The organism is Alteromonas sp. LOR, from assembly GCF_000753865.1.
Classification (GTDB): domain Bacteria; phylum Pseudomonadota; class Gammaproteobacteria; order Enterobacterales; family Alteromonadaceae; genus Alteromonas.
This window is the reverse complement of sequence record NZ_JQFW01000015.1, coordinates 504,710-518,896: the sequence shown is the minus strand read 5'-3', so window position 1 is coordinate 518,896 and position 14,187 is coordinate 504,710. Positions and strand designations below refer to the sequence as shown.

12 protein-coding genes are annotated in these 14,187 nt (G+C 43.6%); 6 read left to right on the top strand and 6 right to left on the bottom strand.

Annotated elements, in window-relative coordinates; all coding sequences use genetic code 11:
- Nucleotides 1-119: 119 nt before the first annotated feature.
- Together tsf and rpsB are read right to left on the bottom strand one after the other, a co-directional pair.
- Nucleotides 120-992, bottom strand: a complete 873-nt coding sequence (gene tsf, locus JV36_RS0107600) for a translation elongation factor Ts (protein ID WP_032094346.1) — start codon at nt 990-992, stop codon at nt 120-122.
- A gap of 113 nt (nt 993-1,105) precedes the next feature.
- Nucleotides 1,106-1,837: a 30S ribosomal protein S2 gene (rpsB, locus tag JV36_RS0107595; RefSeq protein ID WP_032094345.1), complete on the bottom strand. Its 732-nt coding sequence runs from the start codon at nt 1,835-1,837 to the stop codon at nt 1,106-1,108.
- 366 nt (nt 1,838-2,203) lie between these two features.
- On the opposite strand from rpsB, the gene map reads away from it, so the two are divergent.
- The 3 genes from map (at nt 2,204) to dapD (ending at nt 6,770) form a co-directional block, all read left to right on the top strand.
- On the top strand, nt 2,204-2,998 hold the full coding sequence (map, locus tag JV36_RS0107590) for a type I methionyl aminopeptidase (RefSeq protein ID WP_032094344.1): 795 nt from the start codon (nt 2,204-2,206) through the stop codon (nt 2,996-2,998).
- 299 nt (nt 2,999-3,297) lie between these two features.
- Complete coding sequence (gene glnD, locus JV36_RS0107585) at nt 3,298-5,949, top strand: [protein-PII] uridylyltransferase (protein ID WP_032094343.1); 2,652 nt, start codon at nt 3,298-3,300, stop codon at nt 5,947-5,949.
- On the top strand, nt 5,946-6,770 hold the full coding sequence (gene dapD, locus JV36_RS0107580) for a 2,3,4,5-tetrahydropyridine-2,6-dicarboxylate N-succinyltransferase (protein WP_032094342.1): 825 nt from the start codon (nt 5,946-5,948) through the stop codon (nt 6,768-6,770). Before glnD ends, dapD begins: the two co-directional genes overlap by 4 nt.
- Nucleotides 6,771-6,925: 155 nt before the next feature.
- On the opposite strand, the gene JV36_RS0107575 is transcribed toward dapD, so the two are convergent.
- From JV36_RS0107575 to JV36_RS0107565, 3 genes are read right to left on the bottom strand one after another with little or no spacing between them, the layout of a single operon-like run.
- Nucleotides 6,926-7,375 carry a flavodoxin domain-containing protein gene (locus JV36_RS0107575; protein ID WP_032094341.1) on the bottom strand — a complete coding sequence of 150 codons (450 nt, stop codon included), beginning with the start codon at nt 7,373-7,375 and terminating at the stop codon, nt 6,926-6,928.
- A gap of 40 nt (nt 7,376-7,415) precedes the next feature.
- Nucleotides 7,416-8,213, bottom strand: coding sequence for a pseudouridine synthase (locus tag JV36_RS0107570; RefSeq protein ID WP_081926557.1), 798 nt, complete (start codon nt 8,211-8,213; stop codon nt 7,416-7,418).
- 52 nt (nt 8,214-8,265) lie between these two features.
- On the bottom strand, nt 8,266-8,607 hold the full coding sequence (locus JV36_RS0107565) for a YqcC family protein (protein WP_052010001.1): 342 nt from the start codon (nt 8,605-8,607) through the stop codon (nt 8,266-8,268).
- Between the two features lie 326 nt (nt 8,608-8,933).
- Here JV36_RS0107565 and JV36_RS0107560 point away from each other — a divergent pair, with 326 nt between their 5' ends.
- The 3 genes from JV36_RS0107560 (at nt 8,934) to JV36_RS0107545 (ending at nt 11,832) form a co-directional block, all read left to right on the top strand.
- Entirely contained in the window at nt 8,934-9,992 is a 1,059-nt protein-coding gene (locus JV36_RS0107560; RefSeq protein WP_032094340.1) for a DUF3549 family protein, read from the top strand.
- Between the two features lies 1 nt (nt 9,993).
- Nucleotides 9,994-10,296, top strand: coding sequence for a DUF3301 domain-containing protein (locus JV36_RS0107555; protein ID WP_032094339.1), 303 nt, complete (start codon nt 9,994-9,996; stop codon nt 10,294-10,296).
- Nucleotides 10,297-11,274: 978 nt separating this feature from the next.
- A complete protein-coding gene (locus tag JV36_RS0107545) occupies nt 11,275-11,832 on the top strand; it encodes a hypothetical protein (protein WP_032094337.1) in 558 nt (185 codons plus the stop codon).
- Between the two features lie 110 nt (nt 11,833-11,942).
- Here the strand turns inward: JV36_RS0107545 and JV36_RS0107540 are convergent, their stop codons facing one another.
- Nucleotides 11,943-14,180 carry a PAS domain-containing protein gene (locus tag JV36_RS0107540; protein ID WP_032094336.1) on the bottom strand — a complete coding sequence of 746 codons (2,238 nt, stop codon included), beginning with the start codon at nt 14,178-14,180 and terminating at the stop codon, nt 11,943-11,945.
- Nucleotides 14,181-14,187: the final 7 nt, after the last annotated feature.

The window sequence follows — 14,187 nt, the reverse complement described above, 5'->3', positions numbered from 1 at the left end:
ACGACTCACACTATCGCGAAACCGCAGTAATAGAAAGAGATTCAGCTATAAAAAAGCACCTCCGAAGAGGTGCTTTTAGTTTATCTGACATTCACTGAATGCAAAAGAAAAACGCTCAATTATTTCTTGGCCGCTTCCATTTGCGCAGCTACTTCTGCTGCGAAATCTTCAGTTTTCTTCTCGATACCTTCACCTACTTCAAAACGTACGAAGTTGATAACATCAGCGCTGTTGTTCTTTAGAAGTTCAGCAACGGTGATAGATGGATCTTTAACGAAAGGTTGGCCAGTAAGACTCACTTCACCAGTGAACTTCTTCATGCGACCCGCAACCATTTTCTCAGCGATGTCAGCTGGCTTACCAGACTGCATTGCGATGTCGATTTGGATTTCTTTCTCTTTCTCAACAACTTCAGCCGGAACGTTTTCAGGCTTAACGTACTGCGGGCTTGCAGCTGCAACGTGCATACACACGTCTTTAGCTAGCTCTTCGCTGCCGCCAGTAAGGATAGAGATAACACCGATACGACCACCGTGAACGTAACCGCCAAGCGTGTCACCTTCAACGTTGATTACGCGGCGTGGAGAAATGTTTTCACCAATTTTCGCTACAAGCGTGTCGCGAGCGTCGCTAACTTTAACGCCGTTCATTTCTGCGTCGTTAAGCGCTTCGATGTCGTTAATGTTGTTCGCAGATGCGACTTCTAGTAAGTCGTTACCGAACTTAAGGAAGCTTTCATCACGTGCTACGAAGTCAGTTTCGCAGTTAAGCTCAAGCATAGTCGCACGACCACCTTCAACTTTAGTAAGGATTACACCTTCAGCTGCGATACGGCCTGCTTTTTTAGCTGCCTTTGCTTGACCTGATTTACGCATGTTCTCGATGGCTAGTTCAATATCGCCATCCGTCTCAACCAGGGCTTTTTTACAATCCAGCATACCTGCGCCTGTACGTTCGCGCAGTTCTTTAACTAGTGCTGCAGTCACTGCCATTTTTCAATTCCTCAGCAATAAATATAAATTCGTTAGGTAAAAGGGGCGACTCGCCCCTCTCATTACGTTTCGCAATATGTCACCACCTTTTACAAGGCAGCGAGCAGTCAGAATTACTCTGCCGCTTCTACGAAATCGTCTTGCTCAGCTTGTACTTCAAGGTTGCTTTCGCGACCTGAGTTAATAGCGTCTGCAGCAGCGTCCAAGTAAAGTTGGATAGCACGGATAGCATCGTCGTTACCAGGAATGATGTAATCAACACCATCTGGGTTAGAGTTAGTATCTACAACACCAACAACAGGGATACCAAGGTTACGTGCTTCTGTAACTGCAATGTGCTCGTGGTCTGCATCTACAACAAAGATCGCGTCTGGAAGACCGCCCATGTTTTTGATACCACCAAGGCTGTTTTCAAGCTTATCCATTTCACGCTGAAGCATTAATGCTTCTTTTTTGGTTAGCTTTTCAAACGTACCGTCTTGGCTCTTTTGCTCAAGCTCTTTCAAACGCTTGATTGATTGACGAACTGTTTTCCAGTTAGTCAACATACCACCTAACCAACGCTTGTTTACGTAGAACTGGTCGCATTTTACTGCAGCATCTTTGATTGCATCGCCAGCGGCACGTTTTGTACCAACGAAAAGGATTTTACCTTTCTTCGACGAAACACCTGAGATGTAGTTCAACGCGTTGTTGAAAAGTGGAACTGTTTTTTCAAGGTTGATGATATGAACTTTATTACGAGCACCAAAGATGTAAGGTTTCATCTTTGGGTTCCAGTAACGAGTTTGGTGACCGAAATGCACACCGGCTTTCAGCATGTCACGCATAGAAACATTAGCCATTTTATTTTCCTCTTGGGGTTAGGCCTCCACATACCCCTTGTATCGATCCTTGCCAACGCGAGTTAGCTTGGACACCCCGATAACAAGTGTCGGTATATGTGTGTTTTAATAAAAGAATATACCCTCTAACGTGCGGCTTTTTTCGCAAAGAAAAATAGGCTTTCCGTCAGGGCGCGCGCTTTATACCATAACCACAGTTCACTCTCAAGTTTTGAGCCCATATTCAGGGGCATTTCCTCTCTTCAATTTTTCTTTCTTCTTTCTTTAAGCTGTCTCTTTGTGCTCTTGCTTATCCAAAAGCGGTCTTATTGGTGATATACTGCGTAGAATATTGTCATTAACTAAACACGACTATTGAGAGGCGTTGTGGCAGCAATTATCAAATCCCCTGATGAAATCGAAAAAATGCGCGTGGCTGGAAAACTAGCGGCAGACGTATTAACCATGATCACTCCCCATGTAAAAAAAGGAGTGACTACGGATGAACTCAATACGATATGTCATGAGTACATCGTCAATGAGCAGCAGGCTATTCCTGCTCCGTTGAATTACGGGCAACCGCCTTTTCCAAAGTCTGTATGTACGTCGGTTAATCACTGTATTTGTCACGGCATACCTTCGGACAAAAAGCTGAAAGACGGCGATATTATTAATATCGACGTTACCGTTATTAAAGACGGCTATCACGGCGATACATCAAAAATGTTTGTCGTGGGTAAGCCTACTATTCTAGCGGAGCGTTTAATTCGCGTAACGCAAGAGTCACTGTATAAGGCGATTGAGCAGGTTAAGCCCGGCATGCGTTTAGGCGATATTGGTCATATATGCCAAACCCATGCAGAGGCGCATAACTATTCAATTGTGAGAGAATATTGTGGCCACGGTATTGGCTCGAGCTTCCATGAGGAACCGCAGATTGTACATTACGGCAAGCCGGGGACAGGTGAAGAACTTGTACCAGGCATGTGTTTTACCATTGAACCTATGGTGAATGCTGGTAAACGCTATTCAAAAGTTCTTCCAGACCAATGGACCGTAGTGACTAAAGACAGGAGCCTGAGTGCGCAGTGGGAACACACTTTATTGGTGACTGAAGACGGTGTCGAAGTGCTAACACTTCGCGATGAAGAAACCCTTCCGCGTACCATTTCTCACAGCTAATCAAGGTTGCCGTTAATTTTTAAGCGCTATCCCTTGCAGCCGCGCCCCCATTGTTATGAATTCTGTAGCAATGGCTAGCGCGGCTTTATACAAACTTCACGCATAACCTCTTTCACTCACTCGTCCTGTTAATGTCATGCTCTACCTATCGCTAACGCTAACGCTAACGCTAACGCTATAACATTTTTCCATAAATATTCACAATTTAACCTAAAATATGCATTTATTCACAGGTGCGAATTGATATTAATTCATGATAAAGTCAGGGGTGTTTGTTAGACGTCCGAAAAAGGTGCAATTTGACGCTCCAATCTCTTATTCAAGAAATCGATACCATAGGTGCTGTTGATGACGTTCCTACTATTAAGGCCTGTGTAGAAAAAAGCTACGAATGGATAACTCAATCTTTTGATAGCACCCCAGTAAATCAGTTGGTTACCGGAAGAGCGCACTTTGTTGACGCACTTCTTTGCCACCTTTGGAAATTATTCGGCTTAGATGCGGTTAACGACCTGTCACTTTGCGCTGTTGGTGGCTATGGCCGCGGTCATCTTCAACCTCACTCAGACATCGACTTGCTTATTGTAAGTAAAAAGAAGCTCAGTGCTGATGCTCAAGAGAAAGTCGGTCTCTTCATCACCTTACTGTGGGATATCAAGCTTGATGTAGGGCAGTCGGTAAGAACCTTAAAAGAAACGGTGAAGCTAGCAAAAGACGATATCACCATTGCCACTAACCTTGTGGAAAGTCGCTTATTAATTGGAAGCGAAGAAACGTTTGAAAAACTCTGGGAAGAGGCTAACGGCAGAAACTCTTGGAGCAGCAAGGCCTTTTTCTCTGCAAAATACGATGAACAGAAAAGGCGTCACGCAAAGTTTAACGGCACTGCCTATAACCTTGAACCGAATATTAAAGAAAACCCCGGCTGTTTGCGTGATATTCAATCGATTGGTTGGGTGGCCAAAAAGCACTTTAAAGAATATGACGGCTGGAATTTAGTTGGTCACGGTTACTTTACGGAGCAAGAGCACAGCGAGCTAATAGCCTGTCGGATGCACCTTTGGAAAATGCGCTGCGCACTGCATTTAGTTGCACAGCGAAGCGAAAACCGCCTTCTGTTTGACTATCAGCCCGATGTGGCAGAAATGATGGGATATGGCGAAGAAGGCAAGTCGTCTGTAGAAAAGATGATGCGTGACTTTTTCCGTACAGTGGCAAGAGTGACCGAGCTCAATCAGATGCTGCTTCAGCGCTTTAAGTACGATATGTTGAATCAAAGTGTTCAGCACAGCGCCATCATCAATGAAGACTTTGAATTACTCGACTATATGATATCGCCGCGCCACGAGCGCGTGTTCTCAACACCTGAAGCAATTCTCGACTTTCTAAATTTAGTGACGAATACCCCGGAAGTAAAAGGCCTCAGTACCATATGCATTCGACAGCTGCGCAATGCGCATAGAGAGTTTGAAAGTGATTACTACGTAGAACGACCTGCATGTCGTGAAAAGTTCATGATGTTAATGAAGCAACCAGACTTCTTCAACTTCGGCTGGGACATCATGCATCAATACGGCATTATTCAAGCCTATTTGCCTGAATGGGATACCATTGTGGGTATGATGCAGTTCGATTTGTTTCACGCCTATACCGTTGACGAGCACACGCACAGACTCGTTAAACAGGTCAATTATTTCTTCTCGAAAGAAAATAAAGATTTTCCTCGATGCGGGCGCATTTGTCGCAACCTCGATAAACCAGAAGTACTGTATATTGCCGCAATCTTTCACGATATAGCTAAAGGTCGAAATGGCGATCATTCCAAACTTGGCGCAAAAGATGTCGCCACGTTTTGCGAGCTTCATAATGTGCCCTCAGATGATGCCGAAATGATAGCCTGGTTAGTAGAAAATCACCTACTGATGTCGGTGGTGGCTCAACGACGAGACATTTACGATCCGGATGTAATCAGTGAATTTGCAGGAGCTATTCGAAGCCATAATCATTTAAACTTACTTTACACGCTAACCCTTGCTGATATTCGTGCTACCAATGACAATTTGTGGAACGACTGGAAAGCCTCATTGCTCAGAGAGCTATACCTGATGACGCAAAAAGCACTAGATAATGGCTTGCAGTGTCAGGTGACCCTTAATGAACGCGTTGCGACACATAAACACCAAGCACGACAGATATTGCAAGAGCGCGCCGTTGATCCGGTATCCGTTGATGCGCTGTGGGCACGATTAGACGACGATTACTTTGTGCGCTTTAAACCCACTCAAGTTGCGTGGCATACAGAAGAAATTATCACGGCACAAGATGACTGGCTTACTCCAGACAACGAAGCCTTGCTTGTACGGGCGAATGACAACAGCGCTAAAGGTGGCACTGAGTTGTTCGTTTATGGTAAAGACAGAAAGGCCCTGTTTGCACAGGTTGCCTCGGTACTTGATAGCAGAAACTGCTCAATTCACGATGCCCACGTTACCGTTACTCGAGACGGTTACGTATTCGACAGTATGATAGTTCTTGAAAATGATGGCACTCGCCTTTCATCCGACTCTCGTATTTCGTCGCTAGAAAAGGCAGTATCAACACAACTTGAAAAACCAGGGCGTTCTCACGAAAACAAGCGCAAATTGCCTCGTCAAATGCGACAATTAGACGTACCAACTAAAGTGCGCTTTTTTAACTTACACGACGAAGCCACTCTGGTTGAGCTTGAAGCACTGGACGCGCCCGGCATTTTGGCTAAAATTGGCCACGCGTTTGTCGACACGAATATGACATTAAAACTTGCTAAAATAGCCACTATTGGCGAACGCGCCGAAGACATTTTCATCGTCAGCAACGAGGCTGGCACCGCATTAACCCAAGAACAACAAGTCAGCTTGAAGAAGCAGATTTTGTTTAAACTCGACCAACTTGAAGATATTACAATACCATGAATGAATTGAAATCCATTATTGAAGACGCCTTCGAAAATCGCGATGCCATCAGCCCAAATGAAGCACCTGATGAGGTAAGAAATGCCGTTGCAGAAGCTATCTCATTACTGAATAGCGGCAAAGCTCGAGTAGCAGAGAAAATTGCTGGGGAATGGGTAGTTCACCAGTGGTTGAAAAAAGCGGTATTGCTTTTCTTCCGTTTGCATAACAACGAAATGATTGACGGTGCCGAGAGCAAATACTTTGATAAAGTGCCTCTTAAGTATACCAACTACACCAACGAGCAATTCGTTGCTGACGGTGCGCGTATTGTGCCGCCAGCGGCAGTTCGTACTGGTACCTTTGTGGGTAAAAATGCGGTGGTAATGCCATCGTACGTCAACATTGGTGCATTTGTGGATGAAGGCACAATGGTTGATACATGGGCAACCGTTGGTTCATGTGCACAAATTGGTAAGAACGTTCACCTTTCTGGTGGCGTAGGCATCGGCGGCGTGTTGGAGCCATTGCAAGCAAACCCAACCATCATCGAAGACAACTGCTTCATCGGAGCCCGCTCTGAAATTGTTGAGGGCGTTATTGTTGAAGAAGGTGCGGTAATTTCTATGGGTGTGTATATTGGTCAAAGTACTCGTATATACGACCGTGAAACAGGGGAAATTCACTACGGCCGAGTTCCAGCAGGATCGGTAGTGGTTTCAGGAAACCTGCCAAGTGCTGACGGCAAATATAGCCTTTACGCTGCTATTATTGTGAAAAAAGTAGACGCGAAAACCCGTGCGAAAGTTGGCATTAATGCGCTTTTACGCGGCGTTGAATAACACACCTAGTTATTGCGAAAGCAGAGCTGGTGCTAAAGCAGAGCTAGTACTAAAGCTAAGCTAAGAATATCGAACTACAAATAAAAATGGCGCTAACCAGTTAGCGCCATTTTTTTATTTTTACGACCTTGCATTTGTTAAAGGCCCATCTAATTTTATGCGATTAGCTTGTCTTTAATACTGTTCACCCAATCGATTACGTCTTTTTCTGGCTCCAACGTCTCCATTGCATCTACTTCGAGAAGTTCTGCCGCTGGCGTTCCCTGAAGCTCTACTAATAAAGCCTGAAACTGTTTGCCTGCGCCACAAAAACTCTCACCATAACTGCTGTCACCTAGTGCAGCTACTGCAAAGGGCTTATCTTTTAGCAGTGGTGAATCGTCTTTTAAGTCTGAAAATACAAACTCTAAATTAGGCGGGATATCCCCTTGCCCAGTGGTAGACGTAATAACTAATATTGCATCCGCATCAGTAAAATCTTCAACTGATGGATCGCTCTCTAGCTCGCAATCAACACCCTGCTCGGCCAAATTCTCTTCTACCTGCTCGGCCACATGCTGAGCATTTCCATATACTGTGCCCGCAATTATCTTCAAAGTACCCATTACTACCCCTGCTATTTATTTTCTGCGATGTCGTATGCTTTTACGAAGGAACAACGCGAAAGTTTTCTAAATGGCGTACAAATGTCGCCATTTCATGATGAAGTTCTGATGATATTGTCATCCATCTGCCTGATGAAGGATGATGAAATCCCATTGACGTACAGTTTAAGGCCAAATTATTAAAACTAAAGTGCGATTTAGCGAATTTATTCTGCTTTCCGTCGCCATGCGTGGTATCGCCAATAATCGGGTGACGAATATGAACCAAATGTCGACGAAGTTGATGCTTCCTCCCCGTGCTTGGCGTTAGTTTTACTAGCGAATAGCGAGCGCTTTGATATTTTCCTACCGGCTCGGGCACTTCATAGCGTGCCAAGGATTCGTAGGTGGTGGTTGCCATTTGCGCAGGTTGCTGCGGGCGCTTGTGTTTATCTGCAATTTTATCGTACTTGTACTTGAGCGCATAATCGATAAGCCCAGTGTTGTAAACGAACCCTCTTACAACGGCATGATAGGTTTTATGCACTTGTTTTTGCATCATTTGCTGACCAAGCTGCGCCGCCATGCGCCCATCGAAGGCAAATAACAGTACGCCGGAGGTAGGCCGGTCTAATCGATGGGCAGGAAATACGTGCTTACCGAGCTGATCTCTTAAAGTCTGAACGGCAAAAACGGTTTCATGTTTGTCGATAGGACTTCGATGAACCAAAAGACCAGGAGGCTTTTCAATGGCAACAATATCTTCATCTTGATATAAAACTGTCAAGGGACCGGCCAGTGACCTTGGCTGCTCAACCATGTGCTTCGATGAGGGCTTATCGACTGCTTCATTGTTCATTGCAAGAACGCCATTTGAATTGTTCCGTGTGCTAGTTTGTGTAGTCGTCTCATTAGTTCGAATTCGCTTTGCTCGAGAGCCCATCAATCGTTTTAAGCTGGTCGAGAATAGCTGGAGGGGCTGAGGTAAAATACTGCTCAGCGGCCGGTGTGATGCTCATATTTGGTATAGGCATTTGAGCACTGAGGATATGTCTCATTTTAGGAATAAAGACGTAAGCCAACCAGCTTTCAAATCCCATGGTGTCTAAAGCAAATGGTACTTGGCTGAGCAACGCCGCTTCAGAAGGCTTAGCTTCAGTAGAATTAGTGCTCGGCCACAGCCCTTCATTGTCCATCAACAAAACGAGTGTCTCTATTGCTGAGGCCATATCTTGATAGACCTGATTTACCATTAACTCACTACCAACGAATGCTCAAAAATATATCGCGAAATTATATCAGGCTAATCAGAACCCTGTCACTGCTGTATTCGTCACTGTGTGCATGTCTGAGTGTGTATTATCTGTGATAAACTAATAGCATTAGAGGCTTCTAGGCTCGTATTGGCGATACATGTTCGAGAAACACATATAGAAAAGCGACGCTGGCCATGCACGCTTGTGTGCAATCTTGTTCTTTTCAGCGTAATGAAAACGTGTATTTAGAAAAAGTCTATTCAGGCACACAATTATGAGCAAAAAGCTCACGTGGATAAATTTGTAGTATTTAGGATGTTTTGATGAGCGCAGACACAATTAATTCAATCAGTGAATTCTTATTACACGCTGGTACTGAATACAAGGTATTCGATATTGGTCGCAGATTGACAATCATTGATAATCAATCATTCTTAGATATTGAAAGTGGCAATGCCTACGCTCCCCTCCCGCGCCAACAGCACGCATGGTTTGGTATTGTTTTTTGGAACAAGCAAAGCTCGAGTGAACATTATATTTGGTTTGTAAAGCTACCTATTGATGAACAAGGCTTAGTAGTCACAGCCGCCCGTAATCATTTTCTTGATATTATTGTCGATGCGTTGGGTCAGTCCATAGTAGAGGATACTGAAAAAGCACAGACACTGCCCGATAACCCCTATTCGTTTGTTCCCAATCAAGCGTTACTGGCTCAGTTTAATGCGTTAGTTAAACACACATTATCGCAGCCGCTAAGCGATGAAGCCAAACAAGTTGAGGCTTACATTCAAGCGCCACAGTTAGTGGATTGGCGAGGGCTGTCTATGCAAAGTGTGGCGGATTTTGCATTTTCTCTACCTACCCACAGTCATCAAAATAGGTTGGAAGAAGCGTTTGTAAACAATGTAAGTTTGTATTCTGACGTATTTTTGAATACGTTTATGGAAATGCTCGAGTACGTACCTCTGTCAAAAACTGTCGAGACGTTCGTGTTACAACGCTTTTTTCAAAAAGCGCAGTACGATGATATTAACCTCGCTGCACTGCGTTCCCTTTCAAGTAATGAGTTTGATCAGCAGCTTCACCGTGAACTCAAGAGTATTTTAAATAAAGACATTTCAACGCGACTTGACGTGCTAAGCGTTATAGCCGCTCGTCACTATGAGCAAATGGACAATGAGTTGTTAACCTTGTTTTTAACACAAGCAGCAAAGGCAGATGAAAGTGAAGGTCATGCAGGCGCTTTATTTTCTGGGTTCTTCTCTGACTTAGTTCAGGTTCCGAAGTTGCGCCGTCAAGTACTTACCCTATTACGCTCACCCGACCGTCCGACCGTATTAGCCAAAGCCTTTAATCAACTTTTTGCGCAAACGGGGAAGTAGTATGACACTTTTAGAGCTTTCCCTATGGTTGGCAATTGGCTTTATCAGTTATCAATTCTGGCGAATAAGAGGCATATCAGAAAGCACTAATACCTACTTAAAACAGTACTGTGATAAACACCAACTTCAATTATTGAGTGTTGCGCGAGCTAAAACACGTCTCTCGTTTAAATTCGGAAAGCCCGATTGGAATAGTGTGTTTATGTTTGAATTTTCAAGCAATGGTGAAGATAGATACAGCGGAGAGGTAGAGTTGGTAGGAAGCCGCGTCATACGCACCGAGGTTCCACCCCATCGCGTTTAATAAAAAAGGGGGAAGTCATCAGACTTCCCCCTTTTTCGTAATTTTGAGCATCCCTCTCTGCGATCCTTTGCGACTAAAATCTTCCCGATCAGAATCCGTCTTCGCCCCTTTCCATCTTGCCTCACAATACCCTTTGTGAGCTACCCGTCCGTGCGTAGGTCCCTTTCCATTGTTCCCTTCTTTACTGCAAATCCATTCTGCAGTATTCCTCATCCTGAGGCTGTCCGTGTCAGACTCCGCTGACTTTCCTTATCCATTATTTTATAGTCCTTTTGACTACACATCCTGCTGTAGCCCGCTCATTCCTTAAGCGCTCCCTGTTAATAGCATCCTTGTTTACATCCTTGCTTTACAACCTTGTAAAATCGTCCCTGACTCATCCTTTCTAGCAATGCAGAAGAAGCATCCTGTTCTCTGCCCACATCCAATTGTGAATCCTTTTTGCGAGATATCCCTATCCTTCATCCCTTAAGCACGTCCTGTAATTAGCATCCTTGTCTTGTCCATTTCCTTTTTCTCACTACATGTGAGAGTCTCATCCTTAAGTTGTCCTAGGTCATCCTTGCAAATCATCCTGACTCATCGTGTTTCCCTGTGACGTGATAAATAATATAATCTTTAAATATTACCGCTATACGAAATTACAAAGTTTTAAGGAGTGATCTTCTACAACTTTTGGATAAAACTAAAAAGCCTATAAAAATCAAACGCTTTATACTTTAGTCTAAAAATTTACTATATAAAAAAAGGCGGAAAACTCACAGGTTTTGTAGGAGATATCTCACACTTGCCTGAGCAATTGGTGAGGTGGGTGGATGGCGTTCAGAAATTCGAAGTATATATTTCGTTCGAATATTTCAATATGGTTATTGATAGAGGCGCAACTCACCATCAACTATTTGCCACGTTCTACTTTGCTAATGCGAATTAACACTCTATTGTAGTCTTACTATAAGGTTCATTCCTGAGAAAGATCGTATGGCAACTCACTTCATTTTTACAAGAAAGCAGCGCTCTTCCGCGTTACTGCTTGTTTTTAATGCTGGCGTGGCGCTTGTTTTATACGAGGCAGCACATCGATATCTTCCAAATTTAACAAACGATAGCACTGCACTAAATGAACTTTTTGATGTGCTAGATATCGCCATTTGGTTTATTGAAGCTATTTTGCTTGGGTTGGCATTATGGTTTTGGTGTGAAAATAAAGAGATTAGAGTTTGTGTGTCGTCCACTAAACTGTCCTACTTCGACCCTACCTTCAGTGATATCAGTTGGCAGATAAACATTGATGACATTACACAGTTAAAGCAAATCAGTGACACAAGGCAACATATTTCTAATTTCATTGTGTTGAAAAGTGGAGAGAAGAAGCAACTTATGTATCACAATTATCGCGGCTTTAACCGACACGCTTTTTTCGAAGCACTTGCAGTAGCTAACCCAAGTATCATTCTTCCGGATCACCCAAATCGTTACAAAATACAAAGGCCTTCATGGGCTAAACGAATTCGAAAAAAGTTTGGATTAAAAGACTAATTACAAGCACAGCCAATGTTTAGCATGGCCTTTAAGAACATCTGAATATTAGTGCCACCAGAGCGTCTTTGATGATGAAGAAAATAGTCACTATACCTGAGCTAGTACACCTAAGCGATAGCGTCTAGTCCTGAAAGCACGTGCGCCATATCAGCCCGAGTTAGAGGCTTTTTCAAAATACCGCTTGCTAGGGTTGATATATGGGTAGCACTTTCCTCTGAGAGACTAAACACATCCCCTGTCATAATGTATTTTCTCGCCCTAGGCGCGAGCTTTCTGTGCTTGATAGTTTGGAGAAAGTGCACCCCATCGAGTATTGGCATCTTAATATCAGTGAGAATAACGTCGAAGTTATCTCCATTCTGTGACGCGAGTAATGTCAATGCATCTGCACCGTTTCCCACCAGAGTGCATTCGCTTCCTATGGCTATAATTAGTGCTTTTATGCTCGCACCTACGGCCGGATCATCCTCAACGACAAGGACATGGTCTTTGCAATATTCAACATGCGCTTCGCTTTTGTGCGTAGAATGTTTACGACCCTTTATAAACTGACACGAAAAGCAGGTGCCATTTTCCCCTGTGATAAAACTGATCTTGCCTCCATAGCTTTCAATCAAATTCTTTGAAATAGAAAGCCCTAACCCAGAACCCTCACCGACAGGCTTATTAGTTGAAAAGGGTTCAAACAAACGCCCCCGCATATCAGTGTGGATCCCCAAACCTGCATCTATAACATCCAACTGACAATAGCTTTGATGCGATCGCAGTACCACATGAATAACTCTGCGTTCTCCATCTAATTTTTGCACAGCGTGTTTAGCGTTTGAAAGTAAGTTTATTAGTATTTGTTGTAACCCAGAGTAGTCTGCGTGTACCTCATACTCATTGATGGGAGAGTCTAGCTCCAACGTTAACGTAATGGATTCCAACGCATAGAGTTTGGTTAACATCTCTATCGTTTCTTTAATGCATGCCACTATATTAATCGATGTGAGTTCGCCGCCTTCCCGTGTCACTGATGTAATATTTCGTAATCCATCGACAATTTTCGCAATTCTTATACACGCCTCTTTCATTCTCGATGTAAGGCTTTCAAAATGGCTTTGTGTACGAATGCCCCTTGCTAAGTCTAATTCAAGTAAGTCTATGGACGTAGTGACAACACAAAGTGGGTTGTTAATCTCATGCCCAACTCCTGCAGCCACCTCTCCAAGGAGCGCTAGCTTTGCTTTCTTTTCAGCAATCTTTCGATGATTTTCGATTGCCCGGAGAGATGCTTTTTCATCTGTAATATCAAAACACACACCAGCGAGCGATTGATACCTATCATCGTCTGCTTTCATTCTTTCAGCTTTAACTCGCAGCCAACGCTCGTTATTTTCTTCGAGGGAAATAGCATACTCAAAATCAATATTAGATTCTCCAGACATCCCACGCACGACATTCATAGTAAAGCGTTCTGAAAATTGCGTAGCAACGAGGGCTGCCCACTCTTCTATACTTTTGGGTGCTTTGGTATGGGCGCTCTGATGAATGTTTATCATCTGCTCGTCCCAGAACAGATAGTTATGCTCAAAGTTAAAATACCAACAGCCTATCTTTGATGTTTTAAGGATCATGTTGCTTTTGTGTATGTAATCCAGTACCTGTTTGTGACCGGACACGTCTCGCTGCACGCTGATCCAATGCGAATACCAACCCGTGTCATCCTTGACCGGCGATATGTGCAATTCAACCTCAAAAGGACTTCCACTTTTTGTAAAGTTAGTCAGTGTTTTCTTAAAACTTTTCCACTCAGAAAGCGATGTTCGAATTGTCGATGTAGCGGCTTTGCTGGTTCTGTCTCCTTGAAGAAAACGTGGAGACCGCCCCAAGACCTCCTGCCTTTCATATCCTGTCATTTCAAGGAAGGTGTCGTTACAGAAAACAATGCGAGGGCCTGGTCTGCTTATGCAGTCAGCTTCGGTTAATACTATGGCGTCAGAAATAGCATTAAATAACGTAGATTCAAATTGGCCCGTAAGAATACGCTGAGAATAATCGTATAAATCAGACACCTCTAATAAAACATGACTCTCAAGAACTGAGTAAGAAAATTGTCGAGAATAAATTTTTGATACATCAGGCGTACAGTCAAAAAAAACCTCATCATAATGATGGGAACTGCGATGCTGCAAGCACCACCTCGCAGTATGAATAATGCGCCGAAATAAGTTGTCATTATTATTGAGGGCAAATTGCTCGCCGCTTAGGGTTAAATAGTCAAATGAGCTAGAAATAGCAAAGGTCAAGCATCCCACGTCAAGCCGGGATAACAACTTCGCTAGGTCTTTGTTTTTCAACATGACTCCC

Bases quoted from the DNA above. Each gene is read 5' to 3' on its own strand.
- tsf (WP_032094346.1), bottom strand. From the start codon at position 992: ATGGCAGTGACTGCAGCACTAGTTAAAGAACTGCGCGAACGTACAGGC.
- rpsB (WP_032094345.1), bottom strand. From the start codon at position 1,837: ATGGCTAATGTTTCTATGCGTGACATGCTGAAAGCCGGTGTGCATTTC.
- dapD (WP_032094342.1), top strand. From the start codon at position 5,946: ATGAATGAATTGAAATCCATTATTGAAGACGCCTTCGAAAATCGCGAT.
- JV36_RS0107575 (WP_032094341.1), bottom strand. From the start codon at position 7,375: ATGGGTACTTTGAAGATAATTGCGGGCACAGTATATGGAAATGCTCAG.
- JV36_RS0107570 (WP_081926557.1), bottom strand. From the start codon at position 8,213: ATGAACAATGAAGCAGTCGATAAGCCCTCATCGAAGCACATGGTTGAG.
- JV36_RS0107565 (WP_052010001.1), bottom strand. From the start codon at position 8,607: ATGGTAAATCAGGTCTATCAAGATATGGCCTCAGCAATAGAGACACTC.
- JV36_RS0107560 (WP_032094340.1), top strand. From the start codon at position 8,934: ATGAGCGCAGACACAATTAATTCAATCAGTGAATTCTTATTACACGCT.
- JV36_RS0107555 (WP_032094339.1), top strand. From the start codon at position 9,994: ATGACACTTTTAGAGCTTTCCCTATGGTTGGCAATTGGCTTTATCAGT.
- JV36_RS0107545 (WP_032094337.1), top strand. From the start codon at position 11,275: ATGGCAACTCACTTCATTTTTACAAGAAAGCAGCGCTCTTCCGCGTTA.
- JV36_RS0107540 (WP_032094336.1), bottom strand. From the start codon at position 14,180: ATGTTGAAAAACAAAGACCTAGCGAAGTTGTTATCCCGGCTTGACGTG.